A 24987-nucleotide genomic window follows, 5' to 3' on the forward strand; every position below is an offset into this window, starting at 1 on the left:
TCTATCTTCCCGTATAACTCTTAATTCCGCCCCACTTCGTATCCTTTTCGGACTGAATCAGCTTCATGCCTTCCGGAATAGGCCACTCAACGCCGATATCCGGGTCATTCCAGGCAAGACCGCCTTCATCATTGGGATGATAGAAGTCCGTGCATTTATAAGCGAACTCCGCATAATCAGAAAGCACAAGAAAACCGTGCGCAAAATTTTTCGGCACAAAAAACTGCTTTTTATTTTCTTCGGTTAGAAGAACGCCGAACCACTTTCCGAAGGTAGGGGAGCCTTTCCTCAAGTCCACCGCCACGTCATAGACCTCTCCCTTCAGGGCACGCACCAACTTATCCTGGGGATAATTGATCTGAAAATGAAGACCTCTCAGCACACCCTTGGATGACGCAGACTGGTTATCCTGAACAAACACCTGATCGATTCCCGCCGCTTTATAATCATTATAATTATAGGTTTCCATGAAATATCCGCGCTCATCAACGAATACCGCAGGCGTGATAACCTTCAGCCCCTCTATTTCGCATGTCTCTACTGTAATTTTACCCATCTTAACAATTCCTCGATTCCTGTCGCTCTTTTTGTACGTAATCCATTTCTTCGGCGGTGCCGGCTGCCTCCCGGCTTACAGCCCGTTGGCAACCTCCACCATATATTTTCCATAATCCGTCTTCATCAGCGGCTCCGCCAGCTTCAGAAGCTGCTCCCGGGAGATAAAACCTCTCTTATAAGCAATTTCTTCTATACAGGAAATATAAAGCCCCTGTCTCTTCTGGAAGGCCGACACAAAATCTGCCGCATCCAGAAGGGAATCATGGCTTCCCGTATCCAGCCAGGCAAACCCTCTCCCCAGCGTTTCCACCTGAAGCGTTCCCCTGCGGAGATATTCATTATTTACGGAAGTGATTTCAATTTCCCCTCTTGCCGAAGGCTTTACATTTCTTGCAATCTCCACGACATCATTATCGTAGAAATACAGTCCCGGCACCGCATAATTACTCCGGGGATTTTCCGGTTTTTCTTCGATGGAAAGGGCTTTTCCGTTTTCATCGAATTCCACCACACCGTATTCTCTCGGATCCCGGACATAATATCCAAAAATCGTAGCACCCTTCTCCCGGGAAGCAGCGTTCCTGAGCACCCTGGAAAAGCTCTGCCCATAGAAAATATTATCTCCCAGTACAAGCGCCACACTGTCATTTCCTATAAAATCCGCTCCTAAAATAAAGGCATCCGCCAATCCTCTGGGCTGATCCTGTACCGCATAGGAAAGAGAAAGCCCCAGCTGTTCCCCGGTTCCGAACAGTTCCCGGAAAACAGGAAGATCTCTCGGAGTGGAGATAATCAGTATCTCCCGGATATCCGCCAGCATCAGTATGGACAGCGGATAATAAATCATGGGCTTGTCATACACCGGCATAATCTGCTTGGAAATTGCCTTGGTCAGCGGATAAAGCCTGGTTCCGCTTCCTCCTGCAAGAATAATACCTTTCATAAATAAACCTCCATCGTTTTACGTCGGGTTTTATCGATAATAAGAATGGCCCGCAGCTCGTGGCATCCCTTATTTATACATCTCGTTATAATATTTCTGATAATCTCCGCTGGTCACATTTTTCATCCAGTCTTCATGGCTGAAATACCAGGCGATAGTCTTCTTAATCCCTTCCGCAAACATGGTTTCCGGTTCCCAGCCGATTTCCGACTTGATTTTATCCGGAGCGATGGCATATCTGCGATCATGGCCCTTACGGTCTTCCACATAGGTGATCAGATCCTTGGATACCAGCGCTTTTCTCGGATCGTCATCCGCGAGCATCTCCTGAAGGGTTTCTATGATGATTTCAATAATCTGTATGTTCTGTTTTTCATTATGTCCGCCCACATTATAGGTCTCGAAAAGCCTGCCCTTTTCCTGTACCATGTCGATGGCCTTGGCATGATCCTCCACATACAGCCAGTCACGTACGTTTTTGCCGTCGCCGTATACGGGAAGCTTCTTTCCGTGGAGGGCGTTGTTGATGATCAGAGGAATCAGCTTTTCCGGGAACTGGTAAGGGCCGTAATTGTTCGAGCAGTTCGTGATGTTCGCCGGGAAATGATAGGTGTCCATATATGCCTTCACAAGCATGTCCGATCCCGCTTTGCTGGCAGAATAAGGGCTGTGAGGGGCATACGGGGTGGTTTCATAGAAATATTCCCCTTCCTCTTCCAGGGAACCGTATACCTCATCCGTGGAAACATGCAGGAACTTCTTGCCTTCTTTAAAGGTTCCGTCCGGATTCTCCCAGGCCGCTTTGGCACAGTTAAGCATTACCGCTGTTCCCAGCACATTGGTATTCACAAAAACTTCCGGATTGCGGATGCTTCTGTCCACATGGCTCTCCGCTGCAAAATGTACGACTCTGTCTATGTCATTTTCATTAAAAATCTTCTCGATTGCTTCCTTGTCGCAGATATTTGCCTTTACAAAGGTATAATTATCCCTGTCTTCCACTTCCTTCAGGTTTTCCAGATTGCCGGCATAGGTAAGGGCATCCACATTGATAATACGGATTTCATCCCCGTATTTACGGAACATGTAGTGGATATAATTGGATCCTATAAAACCTGCGCCGCCTGTCACCAAGTAAGTTCTCATAATTCTTCTCCTTTATCTCCGCCCGCAAAAATATACCTGCCTCACATATAAGCAGGCTGTAAAACAGGCAGAAAAACTGACACTACACTTAATTTTAATTAGTATACCACAAAACTCGGTTTTTACCAAATAAAACCTGCCATAAAGTTACACCTGGCCCTTGGGATTTCTTAACCTGCCCTTCCTGCTGCTGGGTTTCTCCCGGCCCTGTCCCACTGCCCTGCCCTCCCGGACGGACTCTATTCCCTGCACGGGCCTTCTAAAAACGCCGGTCCTTTGATTGCGTCCTGTGCAATCTTAGTACCGCTGCGTTTTTGGCAGAGCGAGAGCGTGCCCACGTAGGGAATAGAGTCCGTCCGGGAGGGCGGGGCAGCGGGACAGGGCCGGGAGAAACCCAGCAGCAGGAAGGACAGGTTAAGAAATCCCAAGGGCCAAGCCACAGCAACCGAAGAATTTTGCTTCCGGCAGATCGGAAATCTGCCGGAAGCAAGGGGTTAATAGCCGAGATAGCTTATATTCAGGTCTGTATTGCCGCTGATTCCTCCGATTTTACCGGTGGAGGAATACTGCCACATGTCATATCTGCCGTTATAGGTGGGCGCTGCTGCATATTGGGCGAGCCAGATCTTGTAGCCTCCCAGGGAACCTACGTTCAGCTTGGAATTGAGCCAGGTTTTGTTTGCATAAACGCCGGCCGTATAACCGCTGTTCTGGATTGTCTGGCAGTAAGCATTGACAATCTGGGTTCTTGTTCCTGTGTCCAGACCGTCCGCACGGCCGCCGCTGGCTTCCACATCCAGAAATACAGGATAGGATATTTTATAATTTTTGATCAGGGAAACGGTCATGGAAGCTTCTTCTACCGCTTCTATCTGATTCACGGCCTGGGTGAAGAAGTAAATACCTACCTTTAATCCTGCTGCCGTTGCGCCCTGGACATTAGCTTTGAACTTGGGATCCTCAATGAGGGCGCCGGTGGAGGAACCACGGTAACCGCAGCGGATGATTACAAAGGATACACCGGAATTTTTTACCTCTGTCCAGTTGATGTTTCCGTTATGCTTGGATACGTCGATTCCCAGCACGCCGGAACCGGAGCTGAGCGCTCCGTCGCTTCCGAAGGAATATTTTACTCCCTGGATTACCTGGTCACCGGTTACCTTGTTGCCGTTTTTATCGAAATAATACCTTTTTCCGTCTATGGTCTGCCATCCGGTATATTTGTATTCCACATTTTCATTTTCTCTGTAGAATACGTTGTATTTATAGTAGTCAGCCACTACCGCAAGAACATATTTGCCATCTGCGGTTTTCACATATAACTGTTTGCCGCTCTTGTCTTTGAGAGGGGTTTTGGTATCATTTTTAGGATCTTCTCCGGTGACTGTGATCTCACAGGTAGCGGTTTTGGAGGTATCCTCGGAAGCTTTGGCTGTGATGGTTACTTTGCCGGGTTTGAGGGCTTTGATGGTGCCGTTGCCGTGTTCCTCTAAGGATACGATGTTTTTGTCGGATGTATACCAGAGACAGCCGGTGTAACCGGTGGTATCAATTGTCGGATTCAGTTTAATGCTGTCTCCAACCTTCAGTGTTACTTTGGTTTTGTCCAGAGTGATTCCTTTGACGGGGGCTGCTGTTACAGTCAGTTTTTTCGTCTGGGTCTGGGGTGTGCCATCCTGGAATTTGACTGTGACTGTAATTTTGGTTTCACCGGCGCGGATTGCTTTGATTCTGCCGTTTCCGTCCACTGTGGCATATTTTGTATTCTCAATGCTGAAGGAACGGCTGGAGCTGCCCTGGATGGTGCAGTAATCTTCCAGGTTTTTGAATTGTCCGGCTGTTACGCTCACATCCTTCATATCAAACTTTTTCGTTACATCCTCGGTGACTTTAAAGGCTAAGGTCGCCGTTTTGCCGGTGTCTTTTTTGGATATTGCGGTAATTGTGATGTCGCCGGCAGCTTTACAGGTGACCTTACCGTTGGCATCTATTGTTGCAACACCTTCATTGGAGGACTTCCATGTAACAGATGCATCCGCATTGGCAGGATTGGGAGTGATGGATAGCTGGATGGTGGCACCTTTCTTTCCGCTGGCTTCTCCTTTGATGGCGATACTGTTCAGAACTACTTCCGCATCTTTTACCGTAATTTTCTGGGTGCCTGACTTTCCGCCGGCCTCGGCGGTAATTGTTGCTTCTCCAGCTTTGACGCCGGTTACTTTGCCGCCGTCAACTGTTGCAATGCTGCTATCGGAAGAAGACCATTTCACTCCATCATATTTGGCGCCGTCAGGGGAGACATTCGCAGACAATGTGATACTGCTTCCCACTGTTACACTGGTTTCACCGCTGACAGATACACTTTCCACGGGTACATCTTTTGCTTCTACTGAAACAGAAGCCGTAGCACTATAATTTCCATCGTTAGTCGTTACTGTAATGGTAGCTGTTCCTTTACCTTTAAATGTTACGTTACCGTTACTAACCGTAGCAACATCTTCATTGCTGGATGTCCAGCTCACATTTTTATTACTGGCATTATCCGGCTTAACATCAGCAGTAAGGGGGCTACTTTCTCCTACTTTACCCGAAAGACTGCCTGGGGAAACGCTGACTCCTGTCACTGCAATCTTTTCAGGTTCTGATGGTTTAGTCGGCTCATCTGTCGGTTCAGTTTTTGATTCTGTCCCAGGTGTCGTATTAGTATCACCGCTTTCTCCAGTCGTATCTCTTGGCTGGACTGTTTCAAACATAACCCAGGGCTTCTGGGACTTCACCCCATAAAATTTATCAAACACCAGACTTGCCGATGCTGAAGGATCCGGCACATCTGCCTTTTTCACCTCCACATATGCTCCATCGTTTCCGGAACCGCCTACAGGTGTCTTCGTTGATTCCACCCATTCCACGGTATCCTGCAATACCGATTCCGTCTGTGTCTTTACCTGTGTATCTTCTTTTGCCGCATTGACTTCGGACTCTTTCTTCACCTCATCCGCAACATCAATTTTCTTATATTCTATATGGTCTTTTACCGTAACTTCCTGAGCATCTGAAGGCAGACTGTAACCATCCACATTCTCAGGCCCTGTTATTCTAACCGTATATTTGCCAGGAGTTATTCCCGTTAAATAAATAATTCCGTCTTTATCATCATCGTCTTTTGTGTAGGTTTTATCAGGCCCCTTTATTTCCACCTGGAAGTTTACAAGAGGAACCAGTTTTCCCGTTTTCCGGTTGACAAACTTGATTTTCAGGTCTTTTTCTACGGAAGTCATATTCAGTCCGACCTGGACATCGGAGTTGTCCTCCTTCTCATTATATTCCTCGGACTCATCGATATCGGTTACATCCGCAGCTTCCTGCTTCGCCTTATGCGCATCCGCCACAGCCAAAAATACACTGTCATCCGTCACATTAATCTGTGAAAGATTTTCACCAACAGAGGCAAAGGCCTGTACCTGCTTATCCGTCGCTTTGGCATTTGCCAGTATGGAAAAAGTGATAATCGCAAAAATACAAACAAAGATTCCTGTAAACCCGACAACCTTATCCATTGTATGAAGGCTGTTCCAGAATTCCACTATCGGATTAGCCTGTTTTCTGCGGGATGTCTGTTTCCTGGAATCTGAACCGCGGCCGGAATTTCCGGATCGGCTGTTGTCTCTTACCGCAGCGGCCTCCGAACGGCGTTCTCCGGCCTTTCTCCCTGCATCTTCTTCTCTGACTCTTGATGCTTCCCTGCGTCGCTGGGCCTCACGTTCCGTGACCTGCGCTCTGGACGTATTGTGAGAACGTTCGGAAGAAATATGTTTGGGTGCCCGGCTGTCCTGGCGTGGAGCACCTGTTTCCGGACGCCTGTTTTTTTCTCTGTCTCCGGAATCCTGTCTGTTCCGTATGCTGTCATTATTATGGTTTTCTGAGACAGTTTTTCTGCCGGCAGGCCCTCTGTCAGAAGACGGCGCTCTGTCCGCATATACTTTACGCATCCTTCCTTCTTCGGAAGGGTTCCGGCGTATTTCACTGCGTGCTGATTCAGATGTCCCTTTTCTTTCCACATTCGAAGTTCCGCGATTCAGCCTCTCAGTGCCTTTTGCTCGTTCACCGTTTGAACTTCCACGATTCAGGCTTTCGTTTTTTTTCACTCTTCCGTCATTCGATTTTCCATGATTCGAGCCTTCCGCGCTCTTCGCTCTTCCGCCGTTTGCCTGTACGGAATCATGGTTTCCGGTACTTTTCACCCTTCTGGTTTCGCCGGTTCTGTTCCCGCTTTCCTCCGAAAGCCTTCTGCCTTCCGTATTTCCCGACGGACGGACTCTCTCTGTCCTCCGCTCTCCTTCTCTGCGGACCGGCCGCTCCTCATAATCAGAAAGCTGAGCTGCAGTTTCCGCCAGATCCTGCGTATCTTCAAAATCATCCTCGCTGATTTCCCATTGAGACAACAGGCTTTCCGTAACTTTTTCTATTTTCTCCGGCAGCTGCTCTTCCTCTGATGTATGCGGTCTTCTTTTTCCCATTGATTCATCGTTCGGTTTCGACATTCTTTGTATGTTTCTGTCCGGTAAATTTTTTCTTTTTTCATCATTTGAATGGTCAGACATTTTAATTCTCCATTACTTTCTTTACTGCATTTTTTATCAATTGTCAGTAACCGGGGAATTCATCCATACTCCCCCTAAAAAAGCCTTTTATCAGGCATTTTCCCGCAGGAACAGTATACCACATCAATTCCCCGGCCTTCAACCTCGCACACCTCATTTCCAACAATTACTTCCTTAATATTCTCTTAATTTTCCCACAATCCCGCTTATTTCCGACGGCAGGCCACGTAATTGTTAATATGATATTATGCGTTCAGATACAATTACCGCGCTTTTTGTCGAACTCTTTTCGTTGCGGGATATGGCAGAATATGACAGAATGAGATGGAAAGAAAGAAGAAAAGGAGTGATTCGTCATGATGTATATCCATTATTGTAAATATTGCCGTCGTATCCACATACTGAATGGACACAAGGTATACTGTCCGGCATGCAGCGGAAAATTGACGGAACTTGGTATTTCTTACATGAAATACGTGAATCTGAGCAAAACCGAACGCGGCCAGCTGAAGGAAAAATGCGCAGACGAAAAGGGACTGAAGGAGCTTTCTGTAGAATACCGGATGCACCGGTACAGCAAGTGGTTTAAGAACCTGCCGGCAGCCGGGGCCAGCACAGCAAATACTTCTCCTGCCCCCGCTCCTACAGATAATAAACAATCACGCCTACCAGAATACAACCCACGCCTGCAAGTTTCCGTATCGTGATTTTTTCTCCAAAGAAAAAACGGCTCAAAAAAAGGACAAGCACATAGCCAAAAGATTCAATCACAGGCCCGTTCATGAAAGAAAGTCCTCTGAGTCCGCTGATATTGAATACGGTAGAACCCAGAAGCAGCATGTATCCGCAAATCACCCAGGGATTCAGATATTCCCTGAGAAAGGATTTATGCTGCTTTCCTGCAGCCTTTTTCAAAAGCACCTGGGAAAAGGACGCCGCAAGGACACCTGCAAAAAGCAAAAGGTAATATATACTAATTTTCACTGGTTAAATCCTCCTCTTTCCGGCCGCCGTTGACAATTATCGTCCCCGCGATAACCAGGGCAACGCCTATCACATTTTTTACCGTAATATTGTCCTTAAAAATAACCACAGCCCATATCAAAGACCACAGCAGCGCCATGGCACGGTTCGTATAGGCTACGGAAAGTTCAAATTTCTTTATCATCTGCTGCCACAGCAGCGCATAAATACCCAGAATCAGAAGTTCTGCCCCATAAAAGCCAAAAAAGCCGGCTGAAAAAAAAGACTGGCCGCTGGCCTGTTTAGCCATGACTGTGGAGAGGGTATAAATAGCTATTACTATCTGCAGAACCAAAATATCTTTAATTGTTATTTTCTTTTTCATTTCCTTTTTCCCTGATTTTTCTTTTACTTGTTCCTATGTGATTATAACAGTTTTCCCATGCTTTGCAAACTATCGGAACACCGGCCGCGCTTACCGCCCACGGCTGCCCTGTGTTTCACGCCTTCCGCCCCGTCCTTCCTTCCCGCAGCGTATTTTTCCCTCCCCGGTGGGCCTGTGTACCCTGCAAAGGCCTTCTAAAAACGCCGGTCCTTAGATTGCGTCCTGTGCAATCTTAGTACCGCTGCGTTTTTGGCAGAGTGAGAACGTGCCTGCGCAGGGTACACAGGCCCGCCGGGGAGGGAAAAATACGCTGCGGGAAGGAAGGACGGGGCGGAAGGCGTGAAACACAGGGCAGCCGTGAGCGGTAAGCGCGGCCGGTGTTCGTAAATTCTTAAAAATTTCTTATAAGATGGACACACCCTGCCTATAATGATACTATAGGACGGTAAGGAGGTAAACTATGAGTGATAAAAATAAAATCGGACAGTCTGATGAGCAGGAAGACTTCCTGTCTTTGGAGGATGATGAAAGAATCCCTTCCCGTCCAGACAACAGGCAAGGAACAAAAAATACATCCCATAAATGTACCGCTTCCAATAAATCAGGTTCCCGTCCCGGTTCTTCCCGCCGCAAATCGGGTAAGCGAAGGAAAGCCGAAACGGAACAGTTTGTCCACTATATTATTGCGGGTGTTCTTATCATAATGGTTGTTGTAGCCGCGGTGAAGCTGATAATCTGGAATATCGGCAAGGATTCCGGTTATGATCCGGATAATATAACCTCTGAATTTGAAACGGAAGCCCTTGATTATATCCAGCCGCTGGATCCGGAACTGCTGGCCGGGAGGGAGGATGACGGCATAACTACCATTGTCGCTCTGGGCAACAATCCTTTCTCGGATGAAAGAGGAAAAAACGGGCTGGCGGAAATAATCGCGGAAAAATGTGATGCGGTCGTGTATAACTGTGCATTTCCTGATACCTATATTTCCATGAAAAATACAGAATATTCCGACAATTTCCCTCAGGATGCACTGAGCCTTTATCTGACAACTGCGTCTCTTTGTGGAAACAATTATGATTTGATGGAGCATGCGGTCGGCCTGCTCTCCGATAAGGACAGCGCGTATACGGATGCATTGGAGACACTAAAGAGCGTGGATTTTTCCAAGGTCGATATGATCGTTATTATGTATGATTTGAATGACTACAAGGATAAACGGCCTGTTATGGATGAAAACAATGATATCAATCTGCTTACCTGGGACGGGGCGCTGAATGCTTCTATCCAGCAGATACAGCAGAAATATCCTTATATCCGGCTGGTTGTGATGTCTCCTGCCTATGGACAGTTTGAAGACAGCGACGGCAAAATGATAAACGGGGATACGGAAGACTTTGGGAACGGCGTGCTTCCGGATTATGTTCTTCATGAGATTGATGTGGCTATGGCTAATGGTGTGAGCATATTGGATCACTACTATGGTACGATCAATGAAGATGATGCGGAAAAATGTCTGACGGACGGGTATCATTTGAATAAAATGGGACGAGAACGAGTGGCGGCGCGGTTTGCGCGGGAAATTTTTAATGTTGGTAAGGAATGAGGAAAAGGCTTTGACTAATCTTTTTTGATTGGTCAAGGCCTTTTCACTTACCTCACTTTATTTATATACATGGAATAATATTGTATTCGATATAAACTCCGTCTCCAAAGTGTAACCCTTTTGTCTTAATGCATCCGTCAGAGAATTTTCATGTCCAATAGATAAATAGAATTCCTCCGGAGGCTGCCCCTGGTATTTCTCCACAAAATAATCCCAATACTCATCCGCTCCCAGTTTCGTTTCTTTATTTTCGTATTCAAATGTAATATCATCCATATACTTCTGGTCAAAACGGCTATCGTGTGTGAGATAATAAGTAAAGCTCGGAGCCTCTCCAAATATCACGTAGGTAGGCGTATCAAATCCTTTTTCCTCATACCATAAATCAACCACACTTCTTGTATCACTTTTAGCCCAGTGAAGCTGCACTCTATAGAAGCCATATGTACAATATCCCATTGCTATAACAAGGATAAAGCATATCCCCATATTTAAAACCAGCTTTTTGTGTTTAAAATGGAGTGCTGATATGAACCGAACTGATTCGTATATCAGATAAACCACTGCTACAAACCACACCGGAAGCAAATATAAACTATATCGGTTGCCGAAATCACCATATGCATATAAGCCCGAGCGAACGATAATATAGTATATAATCCAACCGGCCACACAGCTAATCATAAAATAATTGAATTCCTGATTTTTTCTTTTAACTATGCATAGAACTGCAAAAATTATGCAAACCAGCAAAGCTGCTGCACATATAAGCGTAAACCGCGTTTTTGATTCTGTGAACAGCCACTGCGCTGTTGTCAGTATCATCATGAAAAAATCGTAAATCACATTATTCTTTTCAAAAGCTACCGTATAGTAATTTACACTTTGATTCCATTGAAGCTGAATCCTAAACAGGAGAAAAAATAAAGGCAGACCCGCAATGGCTCCCGACGCCACATAAATTATGGCTATTTTTCTGCAAAGCTTTTTATCCTTTTGCCGGAACGCCTTAATGAACAGAGCTATCGCCAAAGGCAATATAGCCAGCACGGTGCCGTATTGTGTATAAAGCAATATCACTGAAATTCCTGTAAATAACCCGATATTTTTCAGTGTCAGATCCCTGAATGTGCGGAAATAGAAATACAGCATCCAGTAAAGCAACATAAGCATGAGATTGTATTCCGCTGCTTCTTTCACATAATACATCAATTCATATATAAAAGAACTGACAAAAACCGAAAGGACTGCCACTTTCCAATTGGTAATCATTTTCATGCAGGCATAAAGTCCAAGCATCCCTATGAATCCGAAAACCACTCCGCTGAAACGGAACCACCATTCCGATTCACTGAACAAAAGCCAAACATGCATGATAAGATTGTACAGAGGCGGCTGAAAGCTGTTGAATTGAAGCCGCTCATACAGGCTGTTATAAATACTAACCCCCTGGATAGGGCCGGACAGATACTTAGAGTAATAAAACTCTACTACCTCATCATACCACAGCGGGGCATCCGTTAATTTATACAGTGACATAAGTAAAAATACAAGCAATACCGCCGCCAGGCAAAAATATTCTTTTCTTTGGAATCTTTTCAGCATTTGCATTCTTCCTTCTCTTTATCTTTCCAGTAATCTTCCGCACGCAAATTACATTTATTGTACAGTCTTGATTTCGACACTGACATTTCTGAAGACATCATAGCCTCCGACCTCAGCTATTTTCTCCAGGCCGCATGCTTCGGGATCTCCTTCTGTCTGCTTGGCCTTATTCAGGATGATATACTGACATTGGTAATCATCCGCCAGTTCTGCCAGTAAATCTATGCGTACGATGTCCGATTCCATCAATGCATACATCGGATGCTCCACATGCTCCCAACTGGCCACTACCATATCTCTGCCATAAGGCATCTGGATTTCTGATGAATACTGACGGACAAAATGAATCAACTCCGATGGAAATACTGCCCATACCCGCTCCTCATCTTCCTGCGGTGCAATTAAATCGCAGATAGCAATCACTGCCTGCGGAAGATGATAACGATTTTCCGCCCGGGTAACATACTGGCTTTTATATAAATATTCTCCGCCCAGCACCAGAACAATTACTATTGCCGCCAAACCGATTCTGGTATGCCGCCCAATCAGCTTCACCCCTGCATACGCGATCACAACAGTCATGGGCAAAAGCCACAGAATACGGTAATAAGTCCCGGCTTCCTCCACCTTGTCCATTACCATCTTAAATAAGGGAAAGAAAAACAGCACTGTAATCACCAGCGATGATTCCAGAAGCACCCGGCGTATTTTTGAATTCTTTTCCGTGGCCAGCAAATAAATAAGCGCCGCCAGAAAAAGGAACGGATAAATTCCCTTTCCGCTGTAATCCATAAAAATAGTGAAAATCTCTTTCAATTTCATTCATCCTTTCAGACTAATATCACATAAACTGCCAGGTACAATATACAGGGAATACAACTGGCCGCCAGCTTGGGAAGCACCTGAGGACGCCTATCCCTCACCGCAATCACCAGCCCCACAACAGCTATCAGCAGTCCCGTGAGAAATGCCCCCATAGTTGTTGCCATAGCCGCTGTCATATTGACCGCACAGAGCACGATCCACCATCCGGTCTGCTTTTCCTTCTTTGTCTCTCCCCGGTTATCCCAGAGAGAAAGCAGACACCAAAGAACCGCCAGTAAAACCATATTGCACAGCATGGATTTCCCCTGCCATGTACGCATCAGGAAAAATGTTGAATTGGTATAAATAGAGGTGTTCCCGAATATCTGCAGCACACTTACCAATATCATAAACACTGCCAGCTTCCTGTAGTCCTTCTTAAGCAGCCTTTTCCCGATTTGAAAATAAAACAGATAGGTTACCGGTATGAAAATCAAAGGAAGAAGAGAATGAGCGATAATTGCCGGATGTATCCCGCTGATTCTTGCCAGATACGCTTCCCATATTGGAAGCGTAGCCAGCGCATGACGCACATCCACTGTAGTTGTCAGTCCCGTATAAGGCAGAATGCGATACAATACATTGGACTGATCCGCAATTACGGACTGCGCCACGTAATAAGCATCATCACCATCAAAGAAGGCATGAGTATATGCCATGTAAATCTGGAAAACAATTAAGCCGCCTGCAATAAGCCAGTAAATAAAGGTTTCCCATGAGAATTTTCCTTTTTTATCAAATAAACCTGTCACAGCTTCTGCCATCTTTTTCAGAACCGTTCTTCCCGTAATCAGACCTGCCGCAGACAGTCCCACAAGCAAGACAGAATAAAGCGTCACTATCTGCGGAAATCCCCATGGCTTAATCAGTATTATCGGAACCGCCAGCAACTGGAAAACCGCCAGCATCAGCAGGAAACCTGCAAGATAGACAGTGACAGGATCTTTCTTATTTTCCTCTCCGGGCATAAACCTTACCGGAAACAAACCTATACAAAACGGAGCTGCAAACAGGACTCCAAAGGTTATCAGTACTTTAACAGCCATCTAAATTCCTCTTTTCACATTGTATATTTACAAATACAGGGATATCAGTCATACCAGTTATCATAAATAGCCTCATAATCATACGAAGATGCAAGCTCCCTCAAATCCGAAAGCACCTCTTCATAATTTTCCCAGGTAAGTTCATTGTCCCCGTTATTAAAACTCTCCACAATATATCGGCATATATCGCCATGATAATGAGTATAATCCGCATAATTATTCAGATTACATACAATTTCCCTGTTATTTTGAAAACAGAACACCCTGACATTATCATAGGCCAGCAGCTGTTCCGTCATATATTCCAATTCCCTTATAACCGCATCCAGCTCCTTCTGCCGCATTACATCATTCCAGTACAGAATGCTGTAGGGAGGATACCAGAAAACGAACTCTGTCTCCGGATGAGCCTCGACATAGGGAAGTATATTCACATCCAGATTGGCCCGGATACCTGACACAAATGCGTCCTCCGCCATCTCATGCTCCGCCTCCTCCGCGGGAACATAATACATCAGCACATTTGCCTTCGTATAGTACTGATCCGTCCACCACGGCTTGTACAGCTGCGTCCAGTCCGTTCTTTCCGTAGGATCAATCAATGGTTTGAAAATATAATTCAGCAGAACATCCTTATTAAAAAGATACTGCACATTATTAAAAGGATTTTTATCATATAAATATTCCGGTATGGGATATTTTGTAGCCTCCGTATCCGCAGAAAAAGCCCCCTGATCCACTGCCATAAATATTTTTTTCACCGAACTGCCCTTGGTATCGAAAATAATATCCATAATGTTGGCTTCATCCTTCGGAAAAGCTCCATTATAGCTCAGCTTCACAGTCTGAAGTCCCATTACCTCCGTAAACCAGTCCGTATCAAAACTCGCTGTCATCGACGATCCCAGCAGCACACTGTCATAATCCAGCCTCCTGGCCATTCCCGGATTCTGGCTCAATTGATTATCCACCTTATATGGAAAAAAAGACAGCGGTTTATGATATTGGAAAAAAGGATCCACATATATCACTAACGCGGCGATTGCCACAAGGCCCGCCAACAAAACGCCGCCAAACAGCAGCAGCCATTTTTTGCAAGATTTCATTCCTATACCTCGTAAAATCATACCCATGCCGCATTTGCGGCAATACTGCGCTAAAAGTTAAAATACAGAAAGCTGCTGACACCCGAAAGGGACAGCACACACCATAAAAACAACCCCGCCATAACCAACGCATTCCATACCTTTGGTTTAAAACGCTCCGCCAGTTCATCCGCATTAGGCGCAGCAAATACCACTATCAAAGTGATTAATGTAATGCCGCCGCATAAATACATCTGACTGTACGGCAGCCTGTCCAGATGCAGAAGCTTCATCACATACCAGAATTCATCCAGATTGAAGCCCTGAGTCATGGCTTCAGCAGGTACTGCAATCCCCCCTGTAAACAGCCGGCGGAAAATTTCCAGAGCCTGAGCAACGGTTTCCGACCGGAAAAACACACAGGTGAGACTGAAATATACAAAGGTAAACAGGATTCCTCCGACCCTGACAAGCTTCTGAAGGAAAGGACTTTTTTCCTTTTCTGCTGCCGGTACTTTTCTTTCTTTCTTATACAGCTGCCACATACGGGTCAGAATATATAAAACACCCTGTGTCACACTCCATAATACATAGGTCCATCCGGCGCCATGCCAGATTCCGCTGAGCAGATAAATCATGAACAGGTTGCCATACATACGTCCCCTGCCCTTCCGGTTTCCCCCCAACGGGATATAGACATATTTTGTGAAAAAGCGGCTCAGCGTAATATGCCATCTTTTCCAGAAATCAACAATATCCACAGCTTTATATGGTGAATTGAAGTTAACCGGTATCTCTATTCCGAAAAGCCATCCAAGCCCCCTGGCCATGTTGCAGTACCCGCTGAAGTCAAAATACAGCTGCAGGACATAAAAAAGAATCAGCAGCGCACTGTCCACACCGGTCAGGCCTGATACATTGGAATATCCCCAGTTTACCGCTTTGCCAAAAGTATCCGCTACAAGAACCTTTTTTACCATACCCAGAGTAAATAAATATACTCCTGAAGTGAACTGGTTCCAATCCATCTGCCGATGCCCAATCTGTTCAAACTGAGGCATCATTTCATTATGGTTTACAATAGGCCCCGCTATCAGCTGAGGGAAAAAGGAAACGAACAGGGAATAGTCCAGAAAAGAGCAGGATTCTATCTCACCCCGGTATGAATCCACCACAAAGCCGATTTGCTGGAAGGTAAAAAAACTGATTCCCAGAGGCAGCAAAATCCCCTTTAACATGAATGAAGTATCAAAGACCGCATTTACATTTTCAATAAAGAAATCGTAGTATTTGAAATAGAACAGGATACCCAGGTTGCTTAAGACCCCGATTGTCATCCAAAATCTGCTGCCTGCTATTCCGCTCATACGATTTTTCTTTCGGGCGGATATAATCAGCCGGAAGATACAGTAGTTAAACAGAATGCTGAACAGCATAATAAGAAGGTAGCTTGGATTAAAATACCCGTAAAACCATAGGGAAAAACCTGTCAAACACAGCTTGGCAGGCTTTGCTTTTCCGAAGTGCGCCAGCAGATAGTAGCCACCCAGACATAATGGAAGAAATAGAAACAGGAATATATAGGAATTAAAAAGCATATGGGCTCTCCATGAAATACATATTTTGACGATTATTTTTTGATACGTTATGCATTAATCAGTTTAGCCCAAAGTGTGACGATTTACAAGAAAAATTGTAAAACAAGGCAAATTTATGTTAGGGTACACAGTAGCGCTGTACCCTGACAGATTTACAGATTTTGATTCTTAGATGTTATATGCAGCAGATGTTCATGCCGGATTAGATTATACAGCATTATAATCTGGCAGATATAGAACAATCCCATGTTATAGATGGTGTATCTTGTCTGGCAGAAAATTACCAGGGAAACCAGTGTTACGTTTCCTATGATTGCCAGCAGCGTTAATCCCGCCAAAATCGCGGTTTTTATATGGCCTCTGACTCTGATGTTCCATATCAGCAGAAGAATATAAATAATATATATGAAAAAACTGTACCAGTTTAAAAGGATATTCCGTTTGGCAACAGTGGTTATCAGGCCGGAAAGGACATTGTCCAGGAATGAACCCAGTATGTTCATGGCATTGTGAGGCATGACTGATATATTTATCGTGCTCATAATCTGATCCACTTTTTCCCCCAGCTCTACTTCGCCGCCTTCATAATGTTCCTGCACATATTGAGTGATGATAGGACCCATTGTGTTTATCTGTATACAGTCGTAGTAATCGCCGAAATGAGTCACCCGGTTAAACCAGCCTTCTTCGGCACTGTGTTTCAGGTAGCCTTTTTGATCGCAGACATCGTATACCTCCAAAAAGACATCCCGAACCTCTTCATCATTAATATACGCGGCATCGCTTCTTTCTGCCGTATAAAATGCCATGGTAGTGATGAAGCGGTTGTCATTGGTGTGCCTGACCGCATTTCCGCGGAGAGCATAATTATACCCCATATCCAGAAGCGTGGCGCTTCCTACTATTGCAAACGTACATAGTGACAGGACTAGAATTCCCCTGATGGCTTTTTTATGAATTACATTTACGATAAGGATACATAAAACCAGGAGTGCCAGAGTAACGAACATCTGCTTTCTGGTAGATATCATAATAAAGACCAGTATACTGCTTAAAAGAAGGCTTTTTTTGCTTTGGTGGATGCAGTACTCCAATAAATATCGGAAAAACAACAGATACAGTGATATGGCTATTCCTTCTGTAAGAATGCTGTTGGAATACATGGATTCTCTTTTGGCGGCAAAACGGCATAAAAAGGAGACAGCAAGGGGCATTAACAGGCTGAGAAATGCGATTAATTTAGGCAGTTTCAGTTCTTTCCAAATGTATCTTACCAGGATCCATGTAGCAGCTGCCATAAGTATGCTTTGGAAAAAGGCGACGGCTGTTAAGTAAAAATCGTTGGCGAATGACGAAAATAGTTTTCTGAAAAATGCCAGCAGGAGCGGGTAGAACGGCTCACGGGAAAGGCGCATGCTGATGTAGCCGGGAGAGTCTACACAGATGACGGCGCCGTCGTAAAAGGCGAAAAAAAGATAGAAACATAGACAAATAGCAAGTAATATAGCGGAAAAAGATTTCTCATTTACTTTTTCCAGCTTCTTTATGGGGGGAAATTCTCTTTTCAATTTTGCCTCCTATACAGCAGTTAGTAAAAATGTTCTATTCAGTTTTCCCCTCATTGATGTGTATTATAATCTTATTTTCCTATATGTCAAGATTCTTTATAATCCTCACAGTGATATTAGATATTGTTTATTATACACTGTAACATTATTATTGAAGCTTCTGGCCGAATATATCATAATTTCCTTGAACAATATAAATTTTATTTTCCAATACTTGTATATTTTTTCATCCTCGTAGTATAATATAGTACAATTATGCGGATAGTCTGTCACTATTTACTCAAATTTTGATTATTAGTATATATCCATACGGACACAAAAAATGAAAGGTGACCATTATGTTATTTAATTCTTTTGGCTACGCTGTATTTCTCCCTATTGTTTTTATCCTTTACTGGATAGTGCCCGGCAAATATCGCTGGATAATCCTTCTCATGTCCAGTTACTATTTTTATGCAAGCTGGGGACCTCAGTATGTAGCTGTCATTCTTATTACAACAATTATTTCTTATATAGCTGCTTTGATAATGGATGCCCGTCGGAAAGACAAAATATATCGAAAGACAATTCTAGCTCTTTCGATAATAATTTGTACGGGATTATTGTTTTTCTTTAAATATTTTAATTTTTTTACCGAGAACATAGCTTTGCTTTTCGATAAGCTGTCTATTCCCATGCAGCCTTTTACTCTGAAGCTGGCATTACCTATCGGAATATCTTTTTACATTTTTCAAACTATCAGTTATCTTGTTGATGTTTATAAAGGTGATATACACGCAGAAAAGAATTTTGGGATTTACGCCGTCTATATTTCTTTTTTCCCGAAGGTTATGCAAGGGCCTATTGAGAGAGGGAAAAAGCTGCTGCCGCAATTATATACACCACGTACTTTTCAATTTGATCAGGCCTCATATGGTTTAAAATTAATGGCCTGGGGCTACTTTAAAAAATTAGTTTTAGCAGATGGTCTTTCCGTTTATGTTAATCAGGTATATAACGATTTACCTGCTTATAAGGGATTTTCCCTTGTGCTGGCCACCTTTTTCTTTGCCATACAGCTTTATTGCGATTTTTCCGGTTATACGGATATTGCTTTGGGTTCCGCGAAAATATTGGGTATCAATTTAACTCAGAATTTTAAGGCTCCTTATTTTGCTTCCTCCATCAAAGATTTCTGGGGCCGATGGCATATTTCTTTATCCTCCTGGTTAAGGGATTATATCTATATTCCATTAGGAGGAAACAGGGTAGGAAAAATACGCCATGCTATAAACATTATGATAACATTTCTTGTCAGTGGTCTATGGCATGGAGCAAATTGGAATTATATATTGTGGGGCGGAATCCATGGTGCATATCAGGTGATTGAGGGCTTTTTCCCTTGGAATGCAAAATCAAGTCCTTTTCAAAGGAATAAGTATTATCATTTTTTCCTTAGTATTCTTACAGTTCCCTTTACCTTTTTGCTTGTTTGTTTTGCATGGATATTCTTCCGGGCGGCAACTATACAGGATGGAATTTATGTTCTGAAGAATATGTTTACCGGTATTTCCCATTTTTCAGTGTATATACAGGATTGTGCTTTGCAGATGGGCCTTACTTTAAATCACGTAGTTTATAATTGTTTGCCAATAATTCTACTGTTTTTATATGACTGGGCTTCTCTTAAAACAGATGTTATTGGATTTATTTCCAGGCAGAGGTTTTTTATCAGATGGCCTTTATATATCTTTTTGTTACTGGTTATTTTACTGTTTTCGGAAAAAGGGATCTCTACAGAGTTTATTTATATGCAATTTTGAGATTAGGATTGTAGCATTTTTTTATAAAAGATTAGTTCGGCAAATGCAATATTACTTCAATTTGATAATGGAGTAAATACTCTTTCAAATTCTTTAATCCGGAAATTAAAAAGTTCAAAGGAAGGAAAATTAATGAGCATGAAAAATTCTCCCAATCCATTCTATACTATAGCAATTGCAGGTACCGGTTATGTAGGATTAAGCAATGCAATACTGCTATCTCAGCATAATAAAGTATATGCAGTAGATATAGATTCAAAAAAAGTTAATGCTATTAATAATAAAAAATCACCAATTGTAGATAAAGAAGTCGAGGAATATCTAACCACAAAAAAATTGAACTTAACTGCAACCACAGATGCCTTACAAGCTTACAAAGAAGCTGATATCGTTATCGTGTCTACACCTACAAATTATGATCCCTTACAAAATTACTTTAATACCTCATCCGTCGAGGATGTTATCGAAAAAGTCCTGGGCGTAAATAAAAAAGCGATTATTATAATCAAATCGACTGTACCCGTAGGTTATACTGAATCCATCTGCAAAAAATATCATACAGAACGTATTTTATTCAGTCCTGAATTTTTAAGAGAAGGACATGCACTTTTTGATAATCTGTATCCTTCGCGGATTATTGTAGGGGTTTCTATTGAAAACAAAAGTCTACTAGAAAAAGCAAATCTTTTCGCTGCATTACTGAAAAAGGGCGCTATTAAGAAAGATATTCCAACTCTTATAATAAATCCCACTGAAGCAGAGGCTGTAAAGCTTTTCGCTAATACCTATTTGGCATTACGTGTATGTTATTTTAATGAACTGGATACATATGCAGAAATGCACGGATTAAATACAGATCAAATAATAAAGGGGGTCTGTCTGGATCCCCGGATAGGTAATCATTATAATAATCCTTCATTTGGTTACGGAGGATATTGTCTTCCCAAAGATACAAAGCAGCTTCTGGCCAACTATAGTAATGTACCAGAAAATATTATCCAAGCTATTGTGGACTCTAATCGTACAAGAAAGGATTTCATAGCAGAACGTATTCTTATAAAGGCCGGATTTTATGAGACATCCGAAGGTATCTCTGAAACAGGCGGAAAAAAAGTCACGATTGGTATTTACCGACTTACCATGAAAACGGATTCCGATAACTTTCGTCAAAGTTCTATTCAAGGTGTTATGAAACGCCTGAAAGCAAAAGGAGCTATGGTTATCCTATATGAACCCGTATTAAAAGAGAATGAATTTTTTGGTTCCAAAGTCTATAAAGATTTTAATGAATTTAAAAACTGCAGTGATGTTATTGTAGCTAATCGGTATTATAGTGAACTGGAAGATGTAATTGATAAAGTTTATACCAGAGATCTGTATCATCAGGACTGAGCAAATATTAGGTGATAAATGCTAAATTATACTACAAACATTACTTTATCGAAAAAGTCATCAAAGCATCCAACCTTTAAAGTTACGCCTGCAATTGATTTAGATAATGATCTATTTCTTAACCAATTGCAGGCAAAATTACTATCATTTCTAACTTGCTACCCTAAGATAAACTTCAACAAAACTATACTTAATAATAAACAGAATTGCCGGAGACTTTTCCAGGTTTTCCATACTTCAAACAACTGGAAACGGCTTTTGCATATAGTTCGCGACCTGCAGAAGTCAAATGGATTCCATCTTCAAGATACTCATCCGCTGTATATATATTAATTCCCATCGTACTATAAGCATCAATATATAGTGTATTCTGCATTTCAGCAACATTCCGGCATACATTGGCATACATAGTTAACGATCCCCCACCAAAATCTTTCATATTACTATCAGTATACATAACACCATCTTTCCAGAACTGACAGTACGTAGGCGATATTAGCAAAATCTGAGTATCAGGAAAACTCCCTCTTAACTCATCTATTGCATACCTTAATGCTCCTCCATAACCATGAGCATCCCATTCACGACCGCCCTCTACATTAAGTGTGGCTCCTGAAAAATAGTCATTCAATCCATATGCTATAATAAAATAATCTGTTTTATCAAAATCGATGTTTCGTATAACACCTCCTGCAGGATATCCTTCCAAAAAGCTCTCTGGATCAACTTTACCTGTCGCTACATTAACCAACCCGGAAAGAGAAGTGGAATCCCAATTTTCATAATCATCGGGAGATTCACCATCCTTAAGCGTAGCCCTTGTACCGCCAATTGCACAATTATATACATCCGCATTCATAAAATTTGCAACCTGTGCAGCAATACCAGACTCATCTCTTGCACTATCCCAAATACTATCACCAAATACAACAATCTGCTTTCTTTCTTCTGCAGGAACTTCGTTGTCCGATACAGTCTCTTCAGAAGAATTTGCCTGTTCCGTCACCGTCTCTGATTCCGTTGGCGTTGTTTCTGTAACAGGCAAATATTTTGCAAGTTCTTCCTTTAATTCTTCATTTTCTTCCTTTAGCCGTTTAATCTCTTCTTCATAATCTATAGATGCCGTTTCTGTTACATTATTCTTTGTACTTTGAGAGTTTCCACATCCAGATAATAAATATGTGAATATTAATAAACCTATAATAAGTAACAAAAAAGTTCTTTTCCTTTTATTTTTCATTATTTCCTCTCATTCTGCCATAATCATATACAGCATATATGCTTTTTTAACCATCTTCAGTATATAGCATATTATATTAACATACAAGATACTTCATTAATTCTTAAGGGAAAGGAAAATATATCTGTTTCTATTTCACTGACATTTATACTGATATGAATCATATGCACAATTAAGCTTGTTTTCAAAGTCTCTTCTATCCTGTACCTGAAGATTATGCAAAATCAATCCTGCAAAAATCGACTGGATAGCTGCTAATTCCACAAAACAACAAACAATTAAAGTCGGAAATTTTGCGACCAATCCCGTATATACAAAATCACGCAATACCGGTATAAAAAATATGACGCTTCCCAGCGTAAGTATAACAGCCATTATTCCAAAAAAACTTAATGGTTTATACTGCCTGAACATCTTTAATATCATAAATAATACTTTGATACCATCCGAATAGGTATTTAACTTTGACTCGCTTCCTTCCGGTCGATCCCGGTAATTTACAATCACATTTTCAACCTGCATATTATTATTTACCGCATGTATGGTCATTTCAGTTTCAATTTCAAAGCCCCTTGAAAGAACCGGAAACGTTTTTACAAATAGATAACTAAAGGCCCTGTAACCAGTCATAATATCCTGAATTTCGGAACCAAAAAGAATATTAATACTTTTCTTAACAAGACTATTTCCAAAATTATGAAAAGGTCTTTTATTTTCTTCATAATATGTAGAAGACAATCTGTCTCCCACCACCATATCAGCACCATAGTTTAAAATCCTCTCGGACATTTTTCGGGCATTTTCAAGCGGATAGGTATCATCTCCGTCTATCATTATATAACACATCGCATCAATTTCCCTGAACATACGGCGTATTACATTCCCCTTACCTTGTTTATACTCATGTCGAACCACCGCACCTGCCCTTAAGGCAAGCTCAACCGTTTTGTCAGATGAATTATTGTCATAAACATAAATCACTGCCTCCGGCAAAGCTTTCTTAGCATCTGATATCACCTTTTCAATCGTTTTCTCTTCATTATAGCAAGGTATTAATACCGCAATTTTATCCATATTAACCTCCCGTTTGAGCTTATTCCACTCCAATTATATTATCTATTTGATAATATCTTTCCATTGAACTATTTTTCCAATCATTCTCTTCCATCCCTATATCACTATAATACAGTAAAAATGGTTTGGTTTTTAATAACGATAATTCTAACTCAGAATGCGTATTGTTTTGAAGTCTTAGCGTACGCTCCATTGTCTCCTTTCCGTATTCTTTCGCCTCTCCTGAAACAAGTGATTTCACTGCTGAAACACTTGTAAAATAATCAGGATTTACTTTGCAATACAACACTCCAATAAACACAGTCATTATCAAAACGGTTATTAAGTATAATTTAGTTTCTTTTTTTGCTATACAGCTTTCATTACTTTCATCCACACGACAGTGCCGATAAATCCATCCTAATACATAATATAAATTCAATATAATTAGAAAAAGATAATCAAGAAATATAATGTTGAATATCCTTCCCCCACCAGCCTCCCCCATAGCATAAAGACTTGGCGTAAACATTGCAGATAAAAAGCAAAAAGAAGCTATGGGAACAAGCAAAGGAAAACGGTACCGATATTTATTTCCCACTGTTTTTACAACTTCCCATAAAAAAGGAATAATTGATAATATGAAAATAATATATGTCCAGTCAAACCATGATTCAGTAAAATATTCCACACAATAATAAAACGACATTAATATCGATTTTGCTACTCCGGGGCGGTATAATACTTCTTCCTGCCTTACTATATTACCAGGAGCACATATATTGACCAGAAACGCAACAGTAAAAAATACGAGTGGAAGCAATAATCTTTTCAAATATTTTCTTCTTTTCAGATATATGACTACTACCAAGACTACAACAAATAAAATTATTATGCTCAAACCTGTTACATAATTACTTCCCCCCACAAATAAAGATGCCACACATGCTGCCAACATTCTTCTGATTTTATGTCTGTCCTCCTTAAAAAGCAGAATAATCAACCCACACAAGACTACCGCAACACTATGAGGAATCATATAATGCGCTGCACCATTAAACCAGAAAAAGCCCTGGGTTTTATCTATCATACACTCCAGAGCGAAAAATAAGTAGAGCATGGTTATGCATACATATATGGACTTTCTGACTGACATACATACCCTCAGTATAACATGGAATAAAAAAGCTGAACTCAGGCTCATTACCCCAATCATAATCCAGGGTACAACACGGTACCATGCCTCACCAAATATTGCCGGCTGCAAAGCCATCACAAATATACTGGAAAAGGTCCCCTGCCATCCCAACCACCTATCTTTTACAGTAATTATTGCACCTTTTAGTACCTGCAGAAGCGAATGCGTTTCTTTCCATGCAATACGACTATATGCACTGAATCCAAAATCATCCGCGCAGGGATAATTATATTTTGCAATAACAAGTATTGGTATCAATCCAAAAATAAAAACAATAATAAGAAAAACAGCAATTCTTTTTTCCGTTTTATCTTGTATCATTATACAGTCCTTT

At 42.1% G+C, this 24987-nt stretch carries 18 protein-coding genes; 3 read left to right on the plus strand and 15 right to left on the minus strand.

The genetic code is table 11. From position 1 onward, the window contains the following. Position 1: 1 nt before the first annotated feature. The 6 genes from rfbC to BLA28_RS03105 form a co-directional block, all read right to left on the minus strand. The gene (gene rfbC, locus BLA28_RS03075) at positions 2–556 is read right to left on the minus strand and encodes a dTDP-4-dehydrorhamnose 3,5-epimerase (protein WP_016359972.1); all 555 of its coding nucleotides are present in this window, start codon (positions 554–556) and stop codon (positions 2–4) included. A gap of 75 nt (positions 557–631) precedes the next feature. Beyond that, a complete protein-coding gene (gene rfbA, locus BLA28_RS03080; protein ID WP_009251244.1) occupies positions 632–1501 on the minus strand; it encodes a glucose-1-phosphate thymidylyltransferase RfbA in 870 nt (289 codons plus the stop codon). A 69-nt stretch (positions 1502–1570) separates the two neighbouring features. Beyond that, positions 1571–2647: a dTDP-glucose 4,6-dehydratase gene (gene rfbB, locus BLA28_RS03085; RefSeq protein ID WP_069155964.1), complete on the minus strand. Its 1077-nt coding sequence runs from the start codon at positions 2645–2647 to the stop codon at positions 1571–1573. A 494-nt stretch (positions 2648–3141) separates the two neighbouring features. Then, positions 3142–7164, minus strand: a complete 4023-nt coding sequence (locus BLA28_RS03090; protein WP_169897197.1) for an Ig-like domain-containing protein — start codon at positions 7162–7164, stop codon at positions 3142–3144. Positions 7165–7890: 726 nt separating this feature from the next. Then, positions 7891–8232: an EamA family transporter gene (locus tag BLA28_RS03100; protein ID WP_081329816.1), complete on the minus strand. Its 342-nt coding sequence runs from the start codon at positions 8230–8232 to the stop codon at positions 7891–7893. After that, entirely contained in the window at positions 8222–8596 is a 375-nt protein-coding gene (locus BLA28_RS03105) for an EamA family transporter (RefSeq protein WP_069155967.1), read from the minus strand. The genes BLA28_RS03100 and BLA28_RS03105 overlap by 11 nt, the downstream gene beginning before the upstream one ends. A gap of 460 nt (positions 8597–9056) precedes the next feature. Between BLA28_RS03105 and BLA28_RS03110 the strand changes: the two genes are divergently transcribed. Continuing rightward, positions 9057–10202: an SGNH/GDSL hydrolase family protein gene (locus BLA28_RS03110; protein ID WP_069155968.1), complete on the plus strand. Its 1146-nt coding sequence runs from the start codon at positions 9057–9059 to the stop codon at positions 10200–10202. A 57-nt stretch (positions 10203–10259) separates the two neighbouring features. Here BLA28_RS03110 and BLA28_RS03115 read toward each other — a convergent pair whose 3' ends face one another. The 6 genes from BLA28_RS03115 to BLA28_RS03140 all read right to left on the minus strand — a co-directional run bounded on the left by BLA28_RS03115 (position 10260) and on the right by BLA28_RS03140 (position 17968). Then, positions 10260–11807, minus strand: a complete 1548-nt coding sequence (locus BLA28_RS03115; protein ID WP_069151863.1) for a glycosyltransferase family 39 protein — start codon at positions 11805–11807, stop codon at positions 10260–10262. Positions 11808–11861: 54 nt separating this feature from the next. Next, entirely contained in the window at positions 11862–12623 is a 762-nt protein-coding gene (locus BLA28_RS03120; protein WP_141702864.1) for a hypothetical protein, read from the minus strand. A 14-nt stretch (positions 12624–12637) separates the two neighbouring features. Continuing rightward, positions 12638–13717 (minus strand): DUF6077 domain-containing protein, encoded by a 1080-nt coding sequence (locus BLA28_RS03125; protein ID WP_069155970.1) that lies wholly within the window; start codon positions 13715–13717, stop codon positions 12638–12640. A 44-nt stretch (positions 13718–13761) separates the two neighbouring features. Further along, the gene (locus BLA28_RS03130; RefSeq protein ID WP_069155971.1) at positions 13762–14823 is read right to left on the minus strand and encodes a hypothetical protein; all 1062 of its coding nucleotides are present in this window, start codon (positions 14821–14823) and stop codon (positions 13762–13764) included. A gap of 50 nt (positions 14824–14873) precedes the next feature. After that, entirely contained in the window at positions 14874–16400 is a 1527-nt protein-coding gene (locus BLA28_RS03135; RefSeq protein WP_069155972.1) for an MBOAT family O-acyltransferase, read from the minus strand. Between the two features lie 152 nt (positions 16401–16552). Continuing rightward, positions 16553–17968, minus strand: coding sequence for a hypothetical protein (locus BLA28_RS03140; protein ID WP_069155973.1), 1416 nt, complete (start codon positions 17966–17968; stop codon positions 16553–16555). A 338-nt stretch (positions 17969–18306) separates the two neighbouring features. Here BLA28_RS03140 and BLA28_RS03145 point away from each other — a divergent pair, with 338 nt between their 5' ends. Beyond that, positions 18307–19770: an MBOAT family O-acyltransferase gene (locus BLA28_RS03145; protein WP_069155974.1), complete on the plus strand. Its 1464-nt coding sequence runs from the start codon at positions 18307–18309 to the stop codon at positions 19768–19770. A 132-nt stretch (positions 19771–19902) separates the two neighbouring features. Then, positions 19903–21162 (plus strand): nucleotide sugar dehydrogenase, encoded by a 1260-nt coding sequence (locus BLA28_RS03150; protein WP_069155975.1) that lies wholly within the window; start codon positions 19903–19905, stop codon positions 21160–21162. A 190-nt stretch (positions 21163–21352) separates the two neighbouring features. On the opposite strand, the gene BLA28_RS03155 is transcribed toward BLA28_RS03150, so the two are convergent. The 3 genes from BLA28_RS03155 to BLA28_RS03165 form a co-directional block, all read right to left on the minus strand. Continuing rightward, positions 21353–22402: an SGNH/GDSL hydrolase family protein gene (locus tag BLA28_RS03155; protein WP_069155976.1), complete on the minus strand. Its 1050-nt coding sequence runs from the start codon at positions 22400–22402 to the stop codon at positions 21353–21355. 135 nt (positions 22403–22537) lie between these two features. Continuing rightward, entirely contained in the window at positions 22538–23476 is a 939-nt protein-coding gene (locus BLA28_RS03160; RefSeq protein ID WP_069155977.1) for a glycosyltransferase family 2 protein, read from the minus strand. 19 nt (positions 23477–23495) lie between these two features. Beyond that, positions 23496–24974: a DUF6056 family protein gene (locus BLA28_RS03165; protein WP_069155978.1), complete on the minus strand. Its 1479-nt coding sequence runs from the start codon at positions 24972–24974 to the stop codon at positions 23496–23498. Positions 24975–24987: the final 13 nt, after the last annotated feature.

Source organism: Eisenbergiella tayi (genome assembly GCF_001881565.1).
GTDB classification, from domain to species: domain Bacteria; phylum Bacillota; class Clostridia; order Lachnospirales; family Lachnospiraceae; genus Eisenbergiella; species Eisenbergiella tayi.

Excerpts from the sequence above, each read along its gene's own strand:
- BLA28_RS03150 (WP_069155975.1), top strand. The coding sequence starts at position 19,903 with ATGAGCATGAAAAATTCTCCCAATCCATTCTATACTATAGCAATTGCA.
- BLA28_RS03135 (WP_069155972.1), bottom strand. The coding sequence starts at position 16,400 with ATGCTTTTTAATTCCTATATATTCCTGTTTCTATTTCTTCCATTATGT.
- BLA28_RS03145 (WP_069155974.1), top strand. The coding sequence starts at position 18,307 with ATGTTATTTAATTCTTTTGGCTACGCTGTATTTCTCCCTATTGTTTTT.
- BLA28_RS03160 (WP_069155977.1), bottom strand. The coding sequence starts at position 23,476 with ATGGATAAAATTGCGGTATTAATACCTTGCTATAATGAAGAGAAAACG.
- BLA28_RS03115 (WP_069151863.1), bottom strand. The coding sequence starts at position 11,807 with ATGCTGAAAAGATTCCAAAGAAAAGAATATTTTTGCCTGGCGGCGGTA.
- BLA28_RS03110 (WP_069155968.1), top strand. The coding sequence starts at position 9,057 with ATGAGTGATAAAAATAAAATCGGACAGTCTGATGAGCAGGAAGACTTC.
- rfbC (WP_016359972.1), bottom strand. The coding sequence starts at position 556 with ATGGGTAAAATTACAGTAGAGACATGCGAAATAGAGGGGCTGAAGGTT.
- BLA28_RS03125 (WP_069155970.1), bottom strand. The coding sequence starts at position 13,717 with ATGGCTGTTAAAGTACTGATAACCTTTGGAGTCCTGTTTGCAGCTCCG.
- BLA28_RS03130 (WP_069155971.1), bottom strand. The coding sequence starts at position 14,823 with ATGAAATCTTGCAAAAAATGGCTGCTGCTGTTTGGCGGCGTTTTGTTG.
- BLA28_RS03155 (WP_069155976.1), bottom strand. The coding sequence starts at position 22,402 with ATGAAAAATAAAAGGAAAAGAACTTTTTTGTTACTTATTATAGGTTTA.
- BLA28_RS03105 (WP_069155967.1), bottom strand. The coding sequence starts at position 8,596 with ATGAAAAAGAAAATAACAATTAAAGATATTTTGGTTCTGCAGATAGTA.
- BLA28_RS03090 (WP_169897197.1), bottom strand. The coding sequence starts at position 7,164 with ATGGGAAAAAGAAGACCGCATACATCAGAGGAAGAGCAGCTGCCGGAG.
- BLA28_RS03165 (WP_069155978.1), bottom strand. The coding sequence starts at position 24,974 with ATGATACAAGATAAAACGGAAAAAAGAATTGCTGTTTTTCTTATTATT.
- rfbB (WP_069155964.1), bottom strand. The coding sequence starts at position 2,647 with ATGAGAACTTACTTGGTGACAGGCGGCGCAGGTTTTATAGGATCCAAT.
- rfbA (WP_009251244.1), bottom strand. The coding sequence starts at position 1,501 with ATGAAAGGTATTATTCTTGCAGGAGGAAGCGGAACCAGGCTTTATCCG.